The following is a 16,490-nucleotide window of genomic DNA, read 5'->3' on the forward strand; positions in this document are numbered from 1 at the left end:
CAGCTACGTCACTTGGCTAGCTCACTTGGCGTAACCTTGGGAACGGAGCCATGCGATCTTGCGATCGCCGTTGATCCAGTCGTCGGCATCTGCCTTGCTGGCGAATCCGGTGATTTCGCGCTGTTCGTGGTCGGGGTAGTCCGCCAGTATCTTCCAGTCGCTGTCTGAGAGGCGGACGGTTTTGAAGGTCACTTTTGCTTTGGCCATGCCGCACTATGCAGGGAATTCTCTTAAATGAGAACCCGCCTCGGCCGGCTTTTCGTCAATCCGCATCGGCATCACTCACGGTGACGGAAAACCAATCCGGTCCCGATCGGCCCGTTCCTCGGCGATGATGGCTGTTTATGAGTGTCGAACAGTGACCTCGCCAGCAACCTATCGAACCGGCGCCCTCGATGGCCAACCCTCGGCGGTTGAACCCCGCCAGAGGTAGGGCGACTAAACGCCATGGCCGCTTTCTTTGCAGAACTCCTGTTTGATCTCGTCAGAATCCTGGTCGGTGACTGGCTGAGACAGGCTGCGGTGACCGTTTGTGCGTGGCTCGATACGAAGATTCACGGCCGCGGGGCACGCCTTGTCGTGGGCGGCCTTCTTGGGCTCGCCGCCTATTTCCTCGTTCCGGTTATCGCCGGGCTGCTGGGTTTTTGATGCTCTCCGTGAAGGCAAACCTCATCATCGCACTGGCCATCGGGGCGCTCATCTCCTCGGTGCTCCTCGCCATCGAGCCGCTGACCGACTTCGCTTTTCTTTCGCTGGAGTGGCCCGGCATCACCGCAGCGTATTTGTTCTGGGGAGCGGTCGGAGGCTCCAGCTTCGCAGGGATTGCCATTTCCTGGCTCGTGAATGCACTCACCTACGCTCTCGGTGCTTTCGCCATTCTCATCGTTCTCAGTGCTCTCAGGCTGCTGACCAAGCCGAAGACTTGAGAGGCGCGGCGACCTCCTGGAGCTTATGAAAGCTGATCCGGACAAAGGCGCAGCGGAGATCCACGCCATGATGGGAGCGGCATGAAGCGCTGGCTTCAAAGGCTCGGAAAGATTGCGAGGGTTGCGGCGATTTGCGGGACCGTCGCGTGGCTTGTGCTTTTGACGAGTTCTCCCCAGGCGCCTGATGCCGCGCATCCTGAACGCTACGCGCACCGGCACGATGTCCGGTATGTGAGCCAGGAGATGGGATCGACCCTGCGAATTCTGCTCGGCTCGACGTTTGCTCTGGTCCTGGTGGCGTTTGGATGTCACTTCGCGACCAGGGACATGCGAGATGGGACGTAGCCGCAGCGTGTTTGTCGCTGTTGGACCATGCTTCGCATCGCCGGGAGCGCTGCGTCCGGGGCACGAGCGCACATGAAAAGCCGCCCCTGACATGGCCAGGGGCGGCTTTGACAAAAGTCAGTCTAGTGACCGGTGCCGGGCTTCGTCGTCTTCGGCGGCTTGCCGTCTTCTACGCGGCCTTCGTTCCTGAGGTCGCGACCCTCCTGAGCCTTCTTCTGGCTCCCGGGCGACTTGCCGTGCTCGTACAGCTCTTCCTTGACGTAGCCGGCGGCTTCCTTGGCTTTACCTTCAACGCTCATTGCAATCTCCTCATCTGGAGACGGGTCAATGTGCGGGAGAGCCGACCGTTCCTATCCGCCGGTCATTGTGGGGATGCGCCTGCCGTCGGCAACTACGCAGCAATCCGTCGTTCGACAGGTGCTGTCAGATATTTGAGCATCTGCGCATGCTCGAGGTCGGGAACCGCAATCGCCGTGTGGCTGTAGATCGCGTGGGTCCGCGAATTGGCGATTCTGTCCAGGATCTCTTTGCCCTTGATGACGTGGAGGCCCATGCCCTCCTGCGAGGGGAAGATCGCCAGCACCACGTCGTAAGCCGCGATGACGGCCTTGAGCGCTTCGGCTTTGTCCTCGGCGATGTCAACAAACACGCGAACATCAGCCGCGAGTTCACGCAGCTCGTCAAAATTCAGCACTGTGGGTTTACTCCAACGCAACGATACTGGCGGGGAGAGTGGATGGGTTAGGTTACCGAAGTCTCAACAAGGCGTGCCGGGTCGCAGGTTTCACGACGAGGTGACGCGATGGCTGGGGATAACCGGGTTGCGGTGACGGTCCGCTCATTTCGGCGCAGCGCGCCTAGCGCTTGGCTTCGTCGTTGCGAAGCCTGTTATCCCAGGCCTCGTCCACGAGCTTCAAGGCGCTGCCGTCGTAGCTCAGCTTGAGCCCACGGCCGACGATCCACGTCCATCCGTCGCGGGCGTCCCTGGTCGGCTGGGCGTTGAACTGGTCGGAGATCGATTTGACGGCCGCGTCCTGCGGTCCCGGATTGTTCAACGCGGCATTGACGCGCCGGATGGGGTGGCTGGCGTCGACGTCGTCATTATAGACCGTGACTTTGGCGCCGTTGATTTCGCATTCGAGGATGTACGAACCGCGACCCTGTCGGCAGCGGTAGTGACGTTGCGTGACGAGCTTGTTGGTCTCCTCGAATGTCATCCCGGGCGAAAAGCCGAAGATGTCGGACTTCTTGACCTGCGCCAGAGACGCAGGCTTCAAAAACTCCGGCTGGATGGCGACCAGGGCGGCGACCGCAACGACGATCAGGCCGGCGATAACAATGGCAATCTTCATCAGCCCCTCACGAGAAACATCCGACCATATAACAGCCGGCGCGCTCCACCAGGCCACCAAAAGCGAAAGCCCCGCCTGGGGGAAGCGGGGCTCTCTGATGGGGGTGAAGCTTGGGGACTTCAATTAGTTAGACGCGCCAGCGGCAGAATGGTTCAAAGCCAACGCGGCGCATGCTGCGACACTTTCGCGGGAAAGGGTGGAACCCCAGCCGAAGCCATGCTTGTGTTTTGGGCTTCAATGGGTTCTAAGCCCCGTGACTTCATGACCTCCGGCGTGAATCGGCATCACACTTGCGTGGTTCAGCCGCGTCCTGAGCAGGATCTGCTCACCCGCACAAAAGGAATTCAGACATGGCGAAGATGACGAAAACTCAATTGATTGATGCAATTGCCGAGGGCACGCAGCTGTCGAAGAACGACGTGAAGTCGGTCATCGAGTACATGGCAACGGTCGGCTACAAGGAGCTCAACGAGTCCGGCGAGTTCGTCATTCCCGGCTTCGTCAAGATGTCGGTCGTGAACAAGCCGGCGACCGAGGCCCGCATGGGCGTCAACCCCTTCACCAAGGAGCCGATGCAGTTCGCGGCGAAGCCGGCGAGCAAGTCGGTGAAGGCCTCGCCGCTGAAGGTGGCCAAGGACTCCGTCTAAGGGGCCCGCGACGTCGTCGCGGCGGCTCCCTCTCTCGGAGCGTCGCAACGACCGCCGGCTGGTGTGTCAGACACGGACAAGGAACTCTCGGGCATCGTCACGCTTTGCTTCCCAAAGGGAGACGTCACATGGCCAGTCTGAGCGAGGAACAGATCCGGGACCGCGCCTATCATCTCTGGCGGCAAGCCGGCGAGCCCGCGGGGAGGATGGACACTTTCTGGTACGAGGCCGAAAAGATGCTCCTCGCCGAGCGGGCCGCGCAAGGCGAAGTCCCGCCGGGGCTGAACGACAATTTGCCGGTCTGACGGTCAACAAAGGCCGCACGAAAATTTGCCGTACGCCGGAACGTTGTCCGGCGTTCGGCGGTTGAGATGACGGCGACGGAATCTTGCGCGAAGCTGACAGTCGTCAAAGCAGCCACCCGGTGTAACGCCCGTGTGGCTGCTTTGTTATTCGCTGCTCTGTTGTTCGAGCGCGCCGCAAAGAAAAACCCCGGCGTTGGGCGCCGGGGCTTCTCAAAGCTGGACGGCCGCGTCGCACAGCCGCCAGCACCACTGAATTCGACCTGACAACACGGAGCGGTGCCATTCGTTCCGGCCGCTACTCCGGCGACACCGACACATCGATGATCGCCGGCGGATCGATCTGGCGCTCGCGCCAGACGATGAATTCACATTTGGGATTGAGCCACTGATATTCGGAGCCGCGCGCCTTGAGGTGCGCAAGCGCCGCATCGTGCGCCGTGGTCTCGTCGGGGGCCTCGACCATGATCTCCACGGTCTCCTCGATCTGACGAACCACCTCGACGGCGTAAAATTTCCTGGTCACGGTCCCTCGCTCCGGAATGGCTAACGGCGAGGGCGACGGCGCGTTCCCAAAAGAAAAACCCCGCGCTTGCGCACGGGGCTCTCTTGGCCGGCGGCGTTGGGATTTCAGCGCCTGGCCGCCAGCGCCTCGAACTTAAGGTTGAAAATCCAAAAAGCAACCCGCCGTGGCGACGGAGCATGTTCGTCAGGCCGCGCGGCCAGTGGCCGGGCGCGGAAATCCCCAGCTTTCAGGGGGCCGCGCAGCGCGAGCAAGGCTTGAGGCGATGTGCGTGGGAAATCGCGCGCGAGGGGCTGGACTTTTTGTTCTCATTTTGTTCTAGTTGGTCATCACGTTGGAGGTGACTCATGACCGTCGAGAAACAGCGCGAAGTGATCAGGCTCTGGAATCAGCTGAGGAAAGTCGAGGGGCCGGCCGCCGAAGAACTCCGCATCCAGATCCTCGAATGTTTTTCCGAGAAGGCCAACGCCAAGCGCGCGGCGTGAGGCGCGCCGGCGGGCCACGACGGCGACCCAGTCAGCGCGATCTCGTCTGCCGATGAAAATGTTGCCGATGAAGCCGTGACGGCGCGCGCCTTCATCGATCGTTAGGAGTCGCGCCGCGCTGATTTGCTCGACTCCGATTCGTTCTTTGCGAACGAAATGGAGTCGGATGCAGAACAAGGCGTGCCTTCTGTGTCGATGCGGGACAGTCCTTCTCGCCGCGCGTGAGCGTGATACTTCGCACGGTCCAGCCCTCATGTCCTCGTTACGGAATGGAGCGAGGGAGAGCGACATGGATGCGTGCTGGTTTCTCGCCGAGATCGTCAAAGTGTTCTGGTCCGACAGGCACAAGCGGCTGCGCAAAGGCAGGCCCTCGGTGCCGCAGGTGCCGCCGCCACTGAAGCGAGACGACATGGAGTGATGGTGCCTTCGCTGCGATCGCACGTTTGATTTCGCGACGATCCGCACCACTTGTTAAGAGTTGCTCCGCGGCGATTTTTTCGATTCCGATTCGTTCTTCGAGAACGAAATGCAGGCGAAGCTGGAACAAAGCCGTACCCGCGGCTCCGGCGGAGCGTTTACGAGTTTTGGTGCGGACGTTGTCTGAAGCGGCGCGCCGGGATCTCAAGGGCAGATGTCTCAAGCCTTGCGCAAACTCCTAACGAAAATTTGCGGGAAAGCCGATAACCCTATTCGGTTAGGTTAAAACCCCAATCGCGTTGCGCTTGCGGCTGCTTGGGATAGGTGTCTTGGCAAGGACAAGAGACGACTTTGCCCAGAAGCAAGTTTGCATGACACCTTTTTCAGAACCATCGTTTTATCAGGGCGACCGCCACACCTACCGGCGCGTCGCCGTCGTCGGCTCGCTGTTCTGCCTCGCCTTCGTGGTGATCAGCTTCTCGCTGCGGCCGCAGCTCGAGGACACGCGCGTCGCGGTCAAGGCCGACCGGCTGGTGCGCACGGCAGGCCAGGCGCCCCACACCAATTAGCGCTCGTCACCATAGGTGCGGTCGTCGGCGGAATGGCCCGGGCACGCGGTGCCGCGGCGCGCAAGCGCGACGAAGCCGGCATAGCCGGACAGGTTGAGCAGAACTTCAAGCCACGCGGGCATGTCGGGTCCCTTCTTGCGTGAAGAGGGTTCAACGTGCGCGGGAAACATTTGTTCCGTGCTCGCCAGAAACAAACCCGCTTACAGCGGAGAGGAGGGGTCCAGCCGCCGGCCGAGGGTCGCAACGGACGCGCTCGACGGCTGCTCCTTGAGGAACTCGGCGATGGCCCGCGCCAGCTCGCCGTCGCTCATCGGCGTCGGCGGCGGGCGCAGCGCGCCGACACCGAAGTTGCGGACGATCTCGTCGTAATGCTGGTCGCGGGATTTGGGAACGAGCCTGCGGATGCGCCCCAGCAAAGCGGATAGCGGCAATGTGTCCTCCTCGGCATCCGTCCCATTGGCAGCCATTGATGTCTGCCGCCATTTTCTGTCCGCGAAACCAAAAACCCCGCCAGCATCGCGGAGATGCTGACGGGGCATCGTGCTGTCGCCTCAACCGGATAGCGGAGGCTTCCGCACTCGCAGATGCAATCCGCCGAACCGGCTTTCGTTCCGCTCGTGCCGATATTTTTCTGCCGCCCGGGTTCCACTCCTGCGCGCAACCATCGCGGGCCGGCGACGTTGTCCCCGCAAGACGCGAAGGAGGAGAGTCATGAAGAAGACATTGGCAGCTCTGGCCACCGTCGCAGCCGTCGGCGTGACCGCGGTCGCGGCACCTGCGCCTGCTGAGGCGCGCGGTCGCGGCATTGGCCCGGGCCTCGCATTCGGCCTCGCCGCCGGCGCGATCACCGCGGGCGCGGTCGCTGCGTCCCATCCGTACGGCTATTATGGCGGGCCCGCCTATTACAGCCCCGGCCCGTATGCCTATTACGGCGATGGGCCGTACTACCCCCGGCGCCACTACTACCGCCACTGGTAACGGCTGACCAAGTGAAAAGCCCGGAGCGATGCTCCGGGCTTTTTTCATGCGTGGCGATCGGAGGTGCCTTTATGGCCAGAGCGAGGGCCGCTCCACCTTGCGCGCATTGTCGAGCGTCGACACGAAATACTCTTCGCGCTCGCGCTGGAATCTTTCCTGCGTGGCACGGAAGGCGGCGACACGGGCGGCGATCTCTTCGCGTTCGCGGATTTTGCGTTGTTCGTCTTCGGTCATGTCAAATCCCCTCTACACGTCAGTATCTGTGCACTCCAATATGTGTGCACGGCCGAACTCACGCACTGCCGCCGCAATCACGTTGAGTCGCGTTAACACATGCATTGGCGCTTCTGATTGGGGCGTCAATGGGGAGGAGGCATTGCAGGATTGTGATAAGCGAAGGTCGGAAAAAATTGCCGACCGCGCTTGCGCGATTCTCACGCGGCAGTGGATAACAGCGTCAACGATCTTGTCGCTTGCGCATGGAGCGGCCAGCGCAAGGCCAACATGGGAGGCCGCGAGTGATTGCATCGGATCTTCGCAGCGGCGTCGAACGACTCGGCGACATGATCGCCGAGTCGAGGACCATCGTGCCGTTCACGGGCGCCGGCATCTCCACCGAATGCGGCATCCCGGACTTCCGCTCACCGGGGGGAATTTGGACGCGCAACCGTCCGATCCCGTTCGACGAATTCGTCGCCAGCCAGGAAGCTCGCGACGAATCCTGGCGCCGCCGCTTTGCGATGGAGGCGGTCTTTGCCGCGGCCAGGCCCGGCCGCGGTCATCGCGCGCTCGCCTCGCTCTACCGCGCTGGCAAGGTTCCCGCCGTCATCACCCAGAACATCGACAATCTGCACCAGGCTTCGGGCTTTGCCGCCGAGCACGTCATCGAACTTCACGGCAATACCACCTATGCGCGCTGCATCGGATGCGGGCAGGCCTATCAGCTTGACTGGGTGAAGCGCCGCTTCGACGAAGATGGCGGCGCACCCAACTGCACCGCGTGCGACGAGCCCGTGAAGACCGCGACGATCTCGTTCGGCCAGATGATGCCCGACGACGAAATGCAGCGCGCGACCGCGCTGTCGCAAGCCTGCGACCTCTTCATCGCGATCGGCTCCTCGCTCGTGGTGTGGCCGGCGGCGGGTTTTCCGATGATGGCGAAGAACGCCGGTGCACGTCTGGTGATCATCAATCGCGAGCCGACCGATCAGGACGACATCGCCGACCTCGTTATCCGCCACGACATAGGCGAGACTCTCGGGCCCTTTGTCGGAAATTGAGGCATCAATTTGATTCGCGGCTGTGCAAGCTGTTCATAGGTTCCGGCGAATCATTTTTTTATCTATGCGCCGCAACCGGGAGTGTTATCTTTTGAGTCGAAAGATTCGCATCGCGTCGAATTGAGAACATTCTCTTAAGACGCGTGATTCGACGCCGCCGCTGAGGCGGGTTGCAATGGGCAGTGTGGGGTCCGGGGTTATGGGGTCGTCGGACGGATTTGAGTCCAAGAAGATCGGAGTTCCCGCTGTGGGCGAGCACGGCGGCGGTCGCGATAACGCGCTAAGCCCGTTCAGCGGACTTGGTGAAGGCAGTGCCAACCTCGTCGAGGTTCACGGCGTCATCAAATGGTTCGACGCTTCAAAGGGCTACGGCTTCATCGTTCCCGACAATGGCTGGCCGGACGTGCTGCTGCACGTCACCGTGCTCAGACGCGACGGCTTCCAGACCGCCTATGAGGGCGCCCGCATCGTCGTCGAGTGCATCCAGCGCGCCAAGGGCTACCAGGCCTTCCGCGTGGTCTCGATGGACGAGTCGACCGCGATCCATCCGGCGCAGATGCTGCCGCCGCGCACCCATGTCACGGTCACCGCGACCAGCGGACTGGAGCGAGCCCAGGTCAAGTGGTTCAACCGGCTGCGCGGCTTCGGCTTCCTGACCTGCGGCGAGGGCACGCCCGACATCTTCGTGCACATGGAGACGCTGCGCCGCTTCGGCATGACCGAGCTCAGGCCCGGCCAGTATGTCCTGGTCCGCTTCGGGCCCGGCTCCAAGGGCATGATGGCGGCCGAGATCCATCCCGAGACCGGATCGCCGGGATTGCAGTCGCACTAGCGGCGATCGCCAACTCCCGCAATCGTGACAAGAGGCGCGCAGGCCGTCCGGCGCGCCTCTGGCTTTTGTCACGATCGCCGCGTAAGGACTGGTCCAGTCCCACGCCCCCTTGAGTACCGTCCCATGAATTTTGACCGAAAGGCCGTCTGGTCCATTGCGAGGGGCTGGCTGGCCGCCATCCTCGTCGTCGGCTGTGCCGTCGCGAGCGCGCCGGTGCGCGCCGCCAGCTTCCAGCCGCTCGAGATCGTCACCAGGAACGGCGTGCAGGTGTTCTCGGTGGAAATGGCGACGACCGAGGAGGAGAAGCAGACCGGGCTGATGTACCGCAAGGAACTGGCCGACGGCAAAGGCATGCTGTTCGACTTCAAACCCGAGCAGGAAGTGTCGATGTGGATGAAGAACACCTACGTCTCGCTCGACATGATCTTCATCCGCGCCGACGGTCGCATCCTGCGCATCGCCGAAAACACCGAGCCGCTGTCGACCAAGATCATCTCGTCCCAGGGGCCCGCGCGGGCCGTGCTGGAGGTGGTGGCGGGAACGGCGCAGAAATACGGCATCCGTCCCGGCGACCGCGTCGGCCACCCGCTGTTCGGCACCAAGTAGGGCGACCCGGCGGGGTTATTGCGGCCTTGCTGGCGGCTTGAAAGCTTGATGGCGCTTTGGGAAGCGTGTATCGACGGGGCTCGCTGGACATTCGGGGTATAGCGCAGCCTGGTAGCGCGGCAGTTTTGGGTACTGCAGGTCGTTGGTTCGAATCCAGCTGCCCCGACCAGTCCCGAGGTTGAAGCTCCTTCAATTCTCTCGATATTGCGCCGCGCTCATCCCGTTTCGCTGCCGACCGTCAGGTCAGCGGGGCGATCTCCGCGAAATTACGTCCGATGCAACTTTTGCGTGCGTCGGCGTGCCGGCGGCGTTTCGATTTCAGAACCACAGCCAATCGACCAGGCGCCAGGCGATCCAGGCGAGGGCGCAGATCCAGCCCAGCATTGCGATCCCGGCGACGCCAAGCCCGCACAGCGCGAACAGCGAACTTTCAGTCTCCGGTGTGCCCGAGAGTTTCTCGGTCGTATCGATTTGACTCACTGCATCCCCTTGGCTTGCGGCCTGCTGTTCGTTGGTCTCTGCTCGCTCGTGAAAATTCACCGGCCGCGCTCCAGCTCACACGGTCGTGAGGCGAGATGACCGTCCGTACATCGCGCGGGCATGGATCGCAGCCACGCAGCTTCCCCGGACAGACGGGAAGAACCTGCAACTCATGGCGCGGTGATTGGTTGCGACTGCAAAGGCGGGAACTGCACGGCCGCCGCGACAGACCGACAACGCGCAGGGCATCTCAGCCGGCGCGATTGCGGGGGATGGGCAGGCGGGCCTATGGCGACCGGAAGCGCGCGCGAACCTTGCTTGAAGCCTTGCCTGAAGCCTTGGCGCTTGTTCTTCACCCAACGCGACTTCTGCGCGATTTTTCAAGGCATTGCGCCGGCCGGCCCGACGCAGAATTCGCAAAATTGCTTCGAACCTTTGGCTGTCGCCATAGACATATGAGCATTGGGGATTTCAGCGCCCAATGCCTAAACGGACGCCGCCAAGCGATGATATTCCGCTTGAGCGGCGTCGCGCTATTCCGGGGATCAGTTCGTCGCGTACCAGCCGAGCGGAAACGGCAGGAACGGCCACGCCAGATGATTGTCGTTGGCCGCCTTCGGCGGTTCAGAGACAGATGTCTTGACTGCCTTGACACGCGGCGCAGGCGGCACCGAGCACACCGCCAGGCGCAAACGTCCACATTGCATATTCATTGTGGTGCCCCAGTCAGCAAGTCATTTGAAAAATGAAAATCAGTTCGCAATTGCCACGCGTCCGAAACGGCGCGCTCATTCTCAAATTGTGCACGCATCATAGAAAGATCGGCGCCGGCTTTCAACGGGTCTTGGCGGGTACCCACGAGGGGTAAGGTTGACCGGTTAGGTTAAGGCCGAGTGGTTGTTGCGGCCGCATTCCTGGCTGATATCAGGTCGGCAAGGCTCGCGATGGGCTGCCTGCAATCGGTGGTCACACAGGTCACAGTTCGTCGCGGCGCTCATATCTTGTGAGTTTTGCGTCATGTCTTTCGATCGCAACGTCCGAACCGTCCATCCGCAGTCGAGCTGGACCGAGATCTGGCACCTCTGGACCGTGATCGTGCCGCGCCGCTCGATCAACGGGCAGATCGTCTATGGAAAGGTCTGGCGCCGCCACGACGGCCGCGACTGGATCTACAAGAAGTTCACCGAGTACGACAGCGAAGCGGCCTGAGCCGGCTCCGCTGCCGCTACTAGAAGCTAGCACCCCGTTCCGATTTCATCGGAACGGAAATGGCTCTAGGCGGCCTTTGCGGGCGAGGCGGCGGCCGCAGGTTTGGGCGGCGGCGGCTTCAACGGCTTGTCCTGCTTTTTCGACCAGGAAATGTAATAGGCCACCGTCGTCATGATCGCGATGCCGGCGATGCTGACGAAGATCTGCGCGAACAGCGAGCCCGAGCTCATCGACAGCTCGAAATGGCCGACGAAGGACAGGAACACGCCGACGCAGAACACGGCGAGCGACTGCTGGCCGCAGACGATCAAGGGATCGAACACCTTCCACTCCAGACCAGGCCAGTCCTTCGGCACGAAGCGGATCACCAGGATCACGATCACGACGAAATGGAGGAAGCGGTAGGGCGCGAGATTGGTCTTGTCGTTGGGGTTGAAGGCCGAGAACAGCCATCCCGGGAACATGCCGCCGAGGGTGGGGAAGCGGCCGGCCATGGTCATGACCAGCGCGAAGGCGAGATAGCCGAGGCAAAGCCACAGCGTGATCGGCGAATTGATCACGGCTCCCGAACGCCGGGCGCCGCCCATCGCGCACCAGGCGCCGAACACGAACAGCACCTGCCAGGCATACGGGTTGAAGTACCACTGGCCGGCCGGATAGGCGGTCAGGTTCAGGCCGTAATGGCGGGCGGCGAGCCACAGCACGATGGACAGCGCCATCGTCAGGTCGGGCTTGCGCAGCATGAACCACAGCACCGGCGGAAACAGCCCCATCAGCACGATGTAGAGCGGCAGCACGTCGAGATTGAGCGGCTTGAAGCGCAGGAACAGGCCCTGGCGCAGCGTCTCGGTGGCGTTGTCGACGAGGCCGGCGACGTTGAACTCGTTGATCATGTCAGAGTCGCCGAAGCGCAGCGCCAGATAGCTGATCGAGGCGATGTAGATCACGAACAGGATGATGTGGGCGACGTAGAGCTGCCAGACCCGCTTGGTCAGCCTCGTGGCGCCGACGATGAAGCCGCGCTCGAGCATCATTCGCGCATAGACGAAGGAAGCGGTGTAGCCGGAGATGAAGACGAACAGGTCGGCGGCGTCGGAAAAGCCGTAGTTGCGGGTGGTGATCCAGTTCACCACGTTGTCGGGGATATGGTCGAGGAAGATCGCCCAGTTCGCGATGCCGCGAAACAGGTCGAGCCTGAGGTCACGGCCCTTTTCGGGAAGCGTGGCGTTGATGTTCAGGAAGGCCATGCGACGGAAGCTTTCGGAGGGGGCGGATACGCTGGTGTCGGCGAGACAGGGCCGCCGGGCGGGATCCCGGCGCGGAAGGCGGGTACGCAATTGTCACGGTGCAGCATAATGACTATACCCGTCGGCAACGCACCCCCGGGGGACCGGAATCACCGATCAGTTCCCAAAAGGTGTCTCTATACTATGCCCGCGGTTTCCACCAACTGCTACCGTGACGCATCGAAATCGAACGAAAAGACCAAGAGGCCCGGACCACCCATGACCGCACGCATTTTCAAGCCCGCCAAGAACGCGATGCAATCCGGCCGGTCCAAGACCAAGGAATGGCAGCTGGATTACGAGCCGGAGCAGCCGCGTTCGGTCGAGCCGCTGATGGGATGGACCTCGTCCGGCGACATGAAGCAGCAGATCACGCTGCGCTTCCACAGCAAGGAAGAGGCGGTCGCCTATTGTGAGCGCAAGGGTATCGCCTACCAGGTGATCGAGCCGCAGGATTCGATCCGCCGCCCGGTCGCCTATGCCGACAATTTCTCGTTCCGGCGCGGCGAGCCCTGGACGCATTGAGGGGCGGCTCGCTGCTACGACTTCATACGACGTGATTTACGCGTCAGGCCCGGGCCTTGTCCCGCCTGCGCGGCCGAAGCCGCTTCGGCGAGGCGAAGGCCCGGACATCGACGTCTTTGGGGCCGAGTGAAAGAGCGCGGATGGCCGCGACAAGCCCTGGCATGACGGCGGGGTACCCCGCCCGCAGACATGACGTCGCGTCCGATGACCCCGATAGACGGACAGCTATTGCGCCGCGCTGCCGCCACTTGGCAGCGATTCCGCCGCGTGCTTCGCTGACGTCATGATGGGATCATGGCGAGGTGGGGGATGGCCGGGCGTGACCAGCTCGACGGCGTCGATCTGAAGATCTTATCCGAGCTGCAGCAGGACGGTCGGGTGCGCAACAACGAGCTGGCACTGCGGGTCGGCGTGTCCGCGCCCAATTGCCTGCGGCGGCTGAAACTGCTGTTCAGCCGCGGCGTGATCCGGGCGGTCCGCGCCGTCATCGACGAGCGGCTGCTCGGCTATGAGGTGGTTTCGTTCGTCTCGATCCAGCTCGTGAGCCAGGCCCAGCCGGTGCTGGAGGCGTTCGAGAGCTCGGTTGCCGCGATCCCGCGCATCCAGCAGTGCTGGCGGATTTCAGGCGACACCGACTACCTGCTGAAATGCGTCGCGCCGAACGTCGAGAGCATGCGCCAGCAGCTGCTGCATTTCGCCGCGATGCCTGATGTGAAGAACGTCCGCAGCTTTCCGGTGCTGGGCGTCGCGAAGGATGTGCCGCTGCCGTTACAGGATGTAGTGGCGGCACCCGTCGGATAGGCGTTCAAGTCTCTCTACTGAAATTCCGAAGTCGGGGGCGCTTGCGCGCGGTGCGGTCGATTCGGATAGTTATAATCGCTTAGTAACTCACCTAACTGTGACATGTGATTTAGGCAGGACTGCAATGCGCGCAACCGTGATTGTCGGCATCTTTGCGCTGCCTAGATGCAGGGTGTGAACCTCGGTCTGCGTCGCACGCCGGGGATGCTTTTGTGGGACCCTAAGCAGGAAAAGACATCATGACATCGACTTCGAAGACGATCGCAGCCTCTGCTGCGACGCTGTTTGCGTCTGCGTTTTTTGTTCTGTCGGCGCCGGCTGCGAAGGCCGACGATTATTGCATCACCAACGGCGCCCAGGCCGCTCACGGCTGCGGCTATCCGACGATGGAAGCCTGCCGTCAGGCGGCCGGTGGCATCGGCGGCACGTGCTCGCAGGCCGGCGGCGCCAAGACTAGCAACGATGCGCTCGCCTTCCAGCCGAAGCAGACGAAGCAGCCCAAGGCTCGCCAGGGCGCGCAGAACTAACGCCTGAGATCGCGACCTGATCCGAGAGATTGCGTCCTCCGAGAGTGATCTCGGAGGACGTCAATTTATGACAAGCAGGTGACGCCGCGCCTCAGCGATAGCGCTCGCGAAACTCGCGCGGGGAGGCGCCGGTCCAGGTGCGGAAGGCGCGCGAAAAACTCTTCTCGTTGCGGAAGCCGGCGATCTCCGCGATCCGCTTGATGGGCGCCCGGCCGCGCATCAGCTCCTGCTTGGCGAGCTCGAACTTTGCCTCTTCCTTGAGATCGCGTAGCGAGGTCGCTTCCTCGCGCAAGCGCCGATGCATGGTGCGGGTGGAGAGCGCCAGCTCGCTTGCGACATCCTCGGCGCCGAGAATGCGTCCGCGTGCATTGCGCAGCACGCGGCGGACGCGCTCGACCAGCAGCCGGTCGCGCCGGTAGGGCAGCACGGTGAGCCGCAGCGCGCCCTTGAGCATGCTGTCGAGATCGGCGGGGCTGCGGGTCAGCGGCAGAGAGAGATAATGTTTGTCGAAGACGATGCGGGCGCCGTCCGCATCAAAGCTCAAATGCCTGCAGAAGATCGTCGGATAGACCGAGACGTGGCCCGGCTCGGAATAGGGAAACTCGGCCGCACGCAGCGCGATCGCGGAATCGACGGCCCAGCAGGAAAAGCCGAGGACATAGCGGAGCAGGGTGACCAGGCAGAATTCACGCAACGGGCCAAGGTCGCGCTGCTCGCGAATGGAGATGGTCGCGGTCTCATCACCAAGCGAGAGCTTGAACAGCACGTCCTCGGTCAGTAGGCGATGATGCCGGCACCAGCGTTTTAGCGCGACTTCGAGATTGGGGGCCGTGATCGAGGCGCGGCACAGCATGCCATAGGTTCCCCAAGGCAGCCGGCGCGAGAACCAGCCGAGCGCCTCGTCGTCGAGCTCGCGCATGGCGTGGCCGGCCAGCGCCTCGAACTGGGCCGCCGTCACCCGTCCGTCCCGGGATCGAACAAGGTCCTCGGCGACCTGCCCCTTGCCTAGCGCTTCCGCTGGATCCCGTCCGTAAACGGCATAAGCGGCAACCACGCCGCGGACGAAGGCGGCTGGGGTCATGGCGCGGCGGGGCGTCGCGGTCGCGGCTTGAAAGGGCATGAAAAATCCTCGCCAAACTTGGCGGAAAATGCAACCTTTTCGACCGCTGGGACGCCCGGGCGGGGGTAGGTTCGGACCCGACAAGAATACGGAGGAATCGCCTTGAACATCCCGAGCATCGATTTCGATCTGGGCGAAGACATCAGCATGCTGCGCGACACGCTGCGCGCCTTCGTGGAGGCGGAGATCGCCCCGCGCGCAGCCGAGATCGAGAAGGCCAATCTGTTCCCGGCCGACCTCTGGAAGCGCTTTGGCGACCTCGGCCTGCTCGGCATGACCGCGCCGGAGCAATATGGCGGCTCCAGCATGGGCTATCTCGCCCATATCGTCGCCATGGAGGAGATTTCGCGGGGCTCGGCCGCCGTCGGGCTGTCCTACGGCGCCCATTCCAACCTCTGCGTCAACCAGATCCGCCGCAACGGCAACGACGCTCAGCGCGCGCGCTATCTGCCAAAACTGATCTCCGGCGAATATGTCGGCGCGCTCGCGATGTCCGAGCCCGGCGCGGGCTCCGACGTCGTTTCGATGAAGCTGCGCGCCGACAAGCGCGGCGACCGCTACGTGCTCAACGGCTCGAAGATGTGGATCACCAATGGCGGCGACGCCGACGTGCTGGTCGTCTATGCCAAGACCGATCCGGAGGCGGGCCCGCGCGGCATGACCGCCTTCCTGATCGAAAAGGGCTTCAAGGGTTTCACCCACGGCCAGCATCTCGACAAGCTCGGCATGCGCGGCTCCAACACCTATCCGCTGTTCTTCGACGAGTGCGAGGTGCCCGAGGAGAACGTGCTCGGCAAGATCGGCGAGGGCGTCAAGGTGCTGATGTCCGGCCTCGATTACGAGCGCACGGTGCTGTCGGGCGGCCCGCTCGGCATCATGGCGGCCTGCATGGACGCCGTGGTGCCCTACATGCATGAGCGCAAGCAGTTCGGCCAGCCGATCGGCGACTTCCAGCTGATGCAGGGCAAGCTCGCCGACATGTATGCGACCTGGCAGTCGGCGCGCGCCTATGTCTATGCGGTCGGGCGCGCCTGCGACCGGGCCGACCACGCCCGCACGCTGCGCAAGGATGCAGCCGCCGCGATCCTCTATTCCGCGGAGAAGGCGACGTGGATGGCGGGCGAGGCGATCCAGGCGCTGGGCGGCGTCGGTTATACCTCCGAATTTCCGGTCGGACGTCTCTGGCGCGACGCAAAACTCTACGAGATCGGCGCCGGCACCTCGGAGGTGCGTCGCATGCTGATCGGCCGCGAGCTGATGTCAGAGACGGCCTGAAACCT

27 protein-coding genes and 1 tRNA gene are annotated in these 16,490 nt (G+C 62.7%); 16 read left to right on the forward strand and 12 right to left on the reverse strand.

Annotated features, from left to right (window positions below; genetic code table 11):
• Positions 1–21: 21 nt before the first annotated feature.
• The gene (locus tag AC0L3X_RS04035) at positions 22–207 is read right to left on the reverse strand and encodes a hypothetical protein (protein WP_028151001.1); all 186 of its coding nucleotides are present in this window, start codon (positions 205–207) and stop codon (positions 22–24) included.
• Between the two features lie 240 nt (positions 208–447).
• On the opposite strand from AC0L3X_RS04035, the gene AC0L3X_RS04040 reads away from it, so the two are divergent.
• A complete protein-coding gene (locus AC0L3X_RS04040; RefSeq protein WP_283016375.1) occupies positions 448–648 on the forward strand; it encodes a hypothetical protein in 201 nt (66 codons plus the stop codon).
• A complete protein-coding gene (locus tag AC0L3X_RS04045) occupies positions 648–926 on the forward strand; it encodes a hypothetical protein (protein ID WP_283016376.1) in 279 nt (92 codons plus the stop codon). Before AC0L3X_RS04040 ends, AC0L3X_RS04045 begins: the two co-directional genes overlap by 1 nt.
• A gap of 467 nt (positions 927–1,393) precedes the next feature.
• On the opposite strand, the gene AC0L3X_RS04050 is transcribed toward AC0L3X_RS04045, so the two are convergent.
• From AC0L3X_RS04050 to AC0L3X_RS04060, 3 genes are all read right to left on the reverse strand, one after another.
• A complete protein-coding gene (locus AC0L3X_RS04050; protein ID WP_283016377.1) occupies positions 1,394–1,570 on the reverse strand; it encodes a hypothetical protein in 177 nt (58 codons plus the stop codon).
• A gap of 92 nt (positions 1,571–1,662) precedes the next feature.
• Complete coding sequence (locus AC0L3X_RS04055) at positions 1,663–1,965, reverse strand: hypothetical protein (RefSeq protein ID WP_028150997.1); 303 nt, start codon at positions 1,963–1,965, stop codon at positions 1,663–1,665.
• Between the two features lie 163 nt (positions 1,966–2,128).
• Positions 2,129–2,623 (reverse strand): hypothetical protein, encoded by a 495-nt coding sequence (locus AC0L3X_RS04060; RefSeq protein ID WP_283016378.1) that lies wholly within the window; start codon positions 2,621–2,623, stop codon positions 2,129–2,131.
• A gap of 350 nt (positions 2,624–2,973) precedes the next feature.
• Between AC0L3X_RS04060 and AC0L3X_RS04065 the strand changes: the two genes are divergently transcribed.
• Positions 2,974–3,270 (forward strand): HU family DNA-binding protein, encoded by a 297-nt coding sequence (locus AC0L3X_RS04065; protein WP_007591377.1) that lies wholly within the window; start codon positions 2,974–2,976, stop codon positions 3,268–3,270.
• A 128-nt stretch (positions 3,271–3,398) separates the two neighbouring features.
• Positions 3,399–3,575 (forward strand): DUF2934 domain-containing protein, encoded by a 177-nt coding sequence (locus AC0L3X_RS04070; RefSeq protein ID WP_283016379.1) that lies wholly within the window; start codon positions 3,399–3,401, stop codon positions 3,573–3,575.
• A 295-nt stretch (positions 3,576–3,870) separates the two neighbouring features.
• On the opposite strand, the gene AC0L3X_RS04075 is transcribed toward AC0L3X_RS04070, so the two are convergent.
• Together AC0L3X_RS04075 and AC0L3X_RS04080 are read right to left on the reverse strand one after the other, a co-directional pair.
• Positions 3,871–4,098 carry a hypothetical protein gene (locus AC0L3X_RS04075; RefSeq protein ID WP_208086669.1) on the reverse strand — a complete coding sequence of 76 codons (228 nt, stop codon included), beginning with the start codon at positions 4,096–4,098 and terminating at the stop codon, positions 3,871–3,873.
• Positions 4,099–4,424: 326 nt separating this feature from the next.
• The gene (locus AC0L3X_RS04080) at positions 4,425–4,757 is read right to left on the reverse strand and encodes a hypothetical protein (RefSeq protein WP_283018953.1); all 333 of its coding nucleotides are present in this window, start codon (positions 4,755–4,757) and stop codon (positions 4,425–4,427) included.
• Between the two features lie 112 nt (positions 4,758–4,869).
• Here AC0L3X_RS04080 and AC0L3X_RS04085 point away from each other — a divergent pair, with 112 nt between their 5' ends.
• Both AC0L3X_RS04085 and AC0L3X_RS04090 read left to right on the forward strand, forming a co-directional pair.
• Positions 4,870–4,998 (forward strand): hypothetical protein, encoded by a 129-nt coding sequence (locus tag AC0L3X_RS04085; RefSeq protein WP_256461575.1) that lies wholly within the window; start codon positions 4,870–4,872, stop codon positions 4,996–4,998.
• A 370-nt stretch (positions 4,999–5,368) separates the two neighbouring features.
• Complete coding sequence (locus tag AC0L3X_RS04090) at positions 5,369–5,566, forward strand: hypothetical protein (protein WP_248883244.1); 198 nt, start codon at positions 5,369–5,371, stop codon at positions 5,564–5,566.
• Here AC0L3X_RS04090 and AC0L3X_RS04095 read toward each other — a convergent pair.
• Both AC0L3X_RS04095 and AC0L3X_RS04100 read right to left on the reverse strand, forming a co-directional pair.
• Positions 5,563–5,688 carry a hypothetical protein gene (locus AC0L3X_RS04095; protein WP_085965803.1) on the reverse strand — a complete coding sequence of 42 codons (126 nt, stop codon included), beginning with the start codon at positions 5,686–5,688 and terminating at the stop codon, positions 5,563–5,565. The two genes, AC0L3X_RS04090 and AC0L3X_RS04095, sit on opposite strands and share 4 nt — an antisense overlap.
• Before the next feature lie 78 nt (positions 5,689–5,766).
• On the reverse strand, positions 5,767–6,105 hold the full coding sequence (locus AC0L3X_RS04100; protein WP_245344071.1) for a hypothetical protein: 339 nt from the start codon (positions 6,103–6,105) through the stop codon (positions 5,767–5,769).
• A gap of 172 nt (positions 6,106–6,277) precedes the next feature.
• Here AC0L3X_RS04100 and AC0L3X_RS04105 point away from each other — a divergent pair, with 172 nt between their 5' ends.
• Entirely contained in the window at positions 6,278–6,544 is a 267-nt protein-coding gene (locus AC0L3X_RS04105; protein WP_283016380.1) for a hypothetical protein, read from the forward strand.
• A 69-nt stretch (positions 6,545–6,613) separates the two neighbouring features.
• On the opposite strand, the gene AC0L3X_RS04110 is transcribed toward AC0L3X_RS04105, so the two are convergent.
• Positions 6,614–6,778, reverse strand: coding sequence for a hypothetical protein (locus tag AC0L3X_RS04110; RefSeq protein WP_166096472.1), 165 nt, complete (start codon positions 6,776–6,778; stop codon positions 6,614–6,616).
• A gap of 284 nt (positions 6,779–7,062) precedes the next feature.
• On the opposite strand from AC0L3X_RS04110, the gene AC0L3X_RS04115 reads away from it, so the two are divergent.
• The 4 genes from AC0L3X_RS04115 to AC0L3X_RS04130 all read left to right on the forward strand — a co-directional run bounded on the left by AC0L3X_RS04115 (position 7,063) and on the right by AC0L3X_RS04130 (position 9,431).
• On the forward strand, positions 7,063–7,824 hold the full coding sequence (locus tag AC0L3X_RS04115; protein WP_071914182.1) for an SIR2 family NAD-dependent protein deacylase: 762 nt from the start codon (positions 7,063–7,065) through the stop codon (positions 7,822–7,824).
• Between the two features lie 199 nt (positions 7,825–8,023).
• A complete protein-coding gene (locus AC0L3X_RS04120; protein ID WP_028150990.1) occupies positions 8,024–8,656 on the forward strand; it encodes a cold-shock protein in 633 nt (210 codons plus the stop codon).
• A gap of 123 nt (positions 8,657–8,779) precedes the next feature.
• Positions 8,780–9,262 carry a DUF192 domain-containing protein gene (locus AC0L3X_RS04125; RefSeq protein ID WP_038936099.1) on the forward strand — a complete coding sequence of 161 codons (483 nt, stop codon included), beginning with the start codon at positions 8,780–8,782 and terminating at the stop codon, positions 9,260–9,262.
• Between the two features lie 92 nt (positions 9,263–9,354).
• Positions 9,355–9,431: transfer RNA gene (locus tag AC0L3X_RS04130), tRNA-Pro, on the forward strand.
• A gap of 149 nt (positions 9,432–9,580) precedes the next feature.
• On the opposite strand, the gene AC0L3X_RS04135 is transcribed toward AC0L3X_RS04130, so the two are convergent.
• Positions 9,581–9,742: an RNA-binding protein gene (locus AC0L3X_RS04135; RefSeq protein WP_354130446.1), complete on the reverse strand. Its 162-nt coding sequence runs from the start codon at positions 9,740–9,742 to the stop codon at positions 9,581–9,583.
• Between the two features lie 1,017 nt (positions 9,743–10,759).
• On the opposite strand from AC0L3X_RS04135, the gene AC0L3X_RS04140 reads away from it, so the two are divergent.
• Positions 10,760–10,951 carry a hypothetical protein gene (locus AC0L3X_RS04140; protein WP_166096496.1) on the forward strand — a complete coding sequence of 64 codons (192 nt, stop codon included), beginning with the start codon at positions 10,760–10,762 and terminating at the stop codon, positions 10,949–10,951.
• A 65-nt stretch (positions 10,952–11,016) separates the two neighbouring features.
• Here AC0L3X_RS04140 and AC0L3X_RS04145 read toward each other — a convergent pair whose 3' ends face one another.
• Positions 11,017–12,198: an OpgC domain-containing protein gene (locus AC0L3X_RS04145; protein ID WP_063983449.1), complete on the reverse strand. Its 1,182-nt coding sequence runs from the start codon at positions 12,196–12,198 to the stop codon at positions 11,017–11,019.
• A gap of 258 nt (positions 12,199–12,456) precedes the next feature.
• On the opposite strand from AC0L3X_RS04145, the gene AC0L3X_RS04150 reads away from it, so the two are divergent.
• From AC0L3X_RS04150 to AC0L3X_RS04160, 3 genes are all read left to right on the forward strand, one after another.
• The gene (locus AC0L3X_RS04150; RefSeq protein WP_014495449.1) at positions 12,457–12,762 is read left to right on the forward strand and encodes an ETC complex I subunit; all 306 of its coding nucleotides are present in this window, start codon (positions 12,457–12,459) and stop codon (positions 12,760–12,762) included.
• Positions 12,763–13,071: 309 nt separating this feature from the next.
• A complete protein-coding gene (locus AC0L3X_RS04155) occupies positions 13,072–13,563 on the forward strand; it encodes an Lrp/AsnC family transcriptional regulator (protein WP_354131288.1) in 492 nt (163 codons plus the stop codon).
• 239 nt (positions 13,564–13,802) lie between these two features.
• Entirely contained in the window at positions 13,803–14,090 is a 288-nt protein-coding gene (locus AC0L3X_RS04160; RefSeq protein ID WP_063983447.1) for a DUF3551 domain-containing protein, read from the forward strand.
• A gap of 91 nt (positions 14,091–14,181) precedes the next feature.
• Here AC0L3X_RS04160 and AC0L3X_RS04165 read toward each other — a convergent pair whose 3' ends face one another.
• Entirely contained in the window at positions 14,182–15,210 is a 1,029-nt protein-coding gene (locus AC0L3X_RS04165) for an AraC family transcriptional regulator (protein ID WP_166096498.1), read from the reverse strand.
• A gap of 147 nt (positions 15,211–15,357) precedes the next feature.
• Between AC0L3X_RS04165 and AC0L3X_RS04170 the strand changes: the two genes are divergently transcribed.
• Complete coding sequence (locus AC0L3X_RS04170) at positions 15,358–16,485, forward strand: isovaleryl-CoA dehydrogenase (protein WP_283018864.1); 1,128 nt, start codon at positions 15,358–15,360, stop codon at positions 16,483–16,485.
• The last annotated feature ends 5 nt before the right edge of the window (positions 16,486–16,490 follow it).

The sequence above is a fragment of the Bradyrhizobium sp. MI1.7 genome (assembly GCF_055811795.1).

Coding starts and splice junctions, on each gene's coding strand:
- AC0L3X_RS04085 (WP_256461575.1), top strand. CDS start 4,870: ATGGATGCGTGCTGGTTTCTCGCCGAGATCGTCAAAGTGTTCTGGTCC.
- AC0L3X_RS04045 (WP_283016376.1), top strand. CDS start 648: ATGCTCTCCGTGAAGGCAAACCTCATCATCGCACTGGCCATCGGGGCG.
- AC0L3X_RS04060 (WP_283016378.1), bottom strand. CDS start 2,623: ATGAAGATTGCCATTGTTATCGCCGGCCTGATCGTCGTTGCGGTCGCC.
- AC0L3X_RS04050 (WP_283016377.1), bottom strand. CDS start 1,570: ATGAGCGTTGAAGGTAAAGCCAAGGAAGCCGCCGGCTACGTCAAGGAA.
- AC0L3X_RS04145 (WP_063983449.1), bottom strand. CDS start 12,198: ATGGCCTTCCTGAACATCAACGCCACGCTTCCCGAAAAGGGCCGTGAC.
- AC0L3X_RS04120 (WP_028150990.1), top strand. CDS start 8,024: ATGGGGTCGTCGGACGGATTTGAGTCCAAGAAGATCGGAGTTCCCGCT.
- AC0L3X_RS04160 (WP_063983447.1), top strand. CDS start 13,803: ATGACATCGACTTCGAAGACGATCGCAGCCTCTGCTGCGACGCTGTTT.
- AC0L3X_RS04095 (WP_085965803.1), bottom strand. CDS start 5,688: ATGCCCGCGTGGCTTGAAGTTCTGCTCAACCTGTCCGGCTATGCCGGC.
- AC0L3X_RS04155 (WP_354131288.1), top strand. CDS start 13,072: ATGGCCGGGCGTGACCAGCTCGACGGCGTCGATCTGAAGATCTTATCC.
- AC0L3X_RS04040 (WP_283016375.1), top strand. CDS start 448: ATGGCCGCTTTCTTTGCAGAACTCCTGTTTGATCTCGTCAGAATCCTG.
- AC0L3X_RS04150 (WP_014495449.1), top strand. CDS start 12,457: ATGACCGCACGCATTTTCAAGCCCGCCAAGAACGCGATGCAATCCGGC.
- AC0L3X_RS04070 (WP_283016379.1), top strand. CDS start 3,399: ATGGCCAGTCTGAGCGAGGAACAGATCCGGGACCGCGCCTATCATCTC.
- AC0L3X_RS04110 (WP_166096472.1), bottom strand. CDS start 6,778: ATGACCGAAGACGAACAACGCAAAATCCGCGAACGCGAAGAGATCGCC.
- AC0L3X_RS04165 (WP_166096498.1), bottom strand. CDS start 15,210: ATGCCCTTTCAAGCCGCGACCGCGACGCCCCGCCGCGCCATGACCCCA.
- AC0L3X_RS04090 (WP_248883244.1), top strand. CDS start 5,369: ATGACACCTTTTTCAGAACCATCGTTTTATCAGGGCGACCGCCACACC.
- AC0L3X_RS04035 (WP_028151001.1), bottom strand. CDS start 207: ATGGCCAAAGCAAAAGTGACCTTCAAAACCGTCCGCCTCTCAGACAGC.
- AC0L3X_RS04065 (WP_007591377.1), top strand. CDS start 2,974: ATGGCGAAGATGACGAAAACTCAATTGATTGATGCAATTGCCGAGGGC.
- AC0L3X_RS04140 (WP_166096496.1), top strand. CDS start 10,760: ATGTCTTTCGATCGCAACGTCCGAACCGTCCATCCGCAGTCGAGCTGG.
- AC0L3X_RS04100 (WP_245344071.1), bottom strand. CDS start 6,105: ATGCCCCGTCAGCATCTCCGCGATGCTGGCGGGGTTTTTGGTTTCGCG.
- AC0L3X_RS04105 (WP_283016380.1), top strand. CDS start 6,278: ATGAAGAAGACATTGGCAGCTCTGGCCACCGTCGCAGCCGTCGGCGTG.
- AC0L3X_RS04170 (WP_283018864.1), top strand. CDS start 15,358: ATGCTGCGCGACACGCTGCGCGCCTTCGTGGAGGCGGAGATCGCCCCG.
- AC0L3X_RS04125 (WP_038936099.1), top strand. CDS start 8,780: ATGAATTTTGACCGAAAGGCCGTCTGGTCCATTGCGAGGGGCTGGCTG.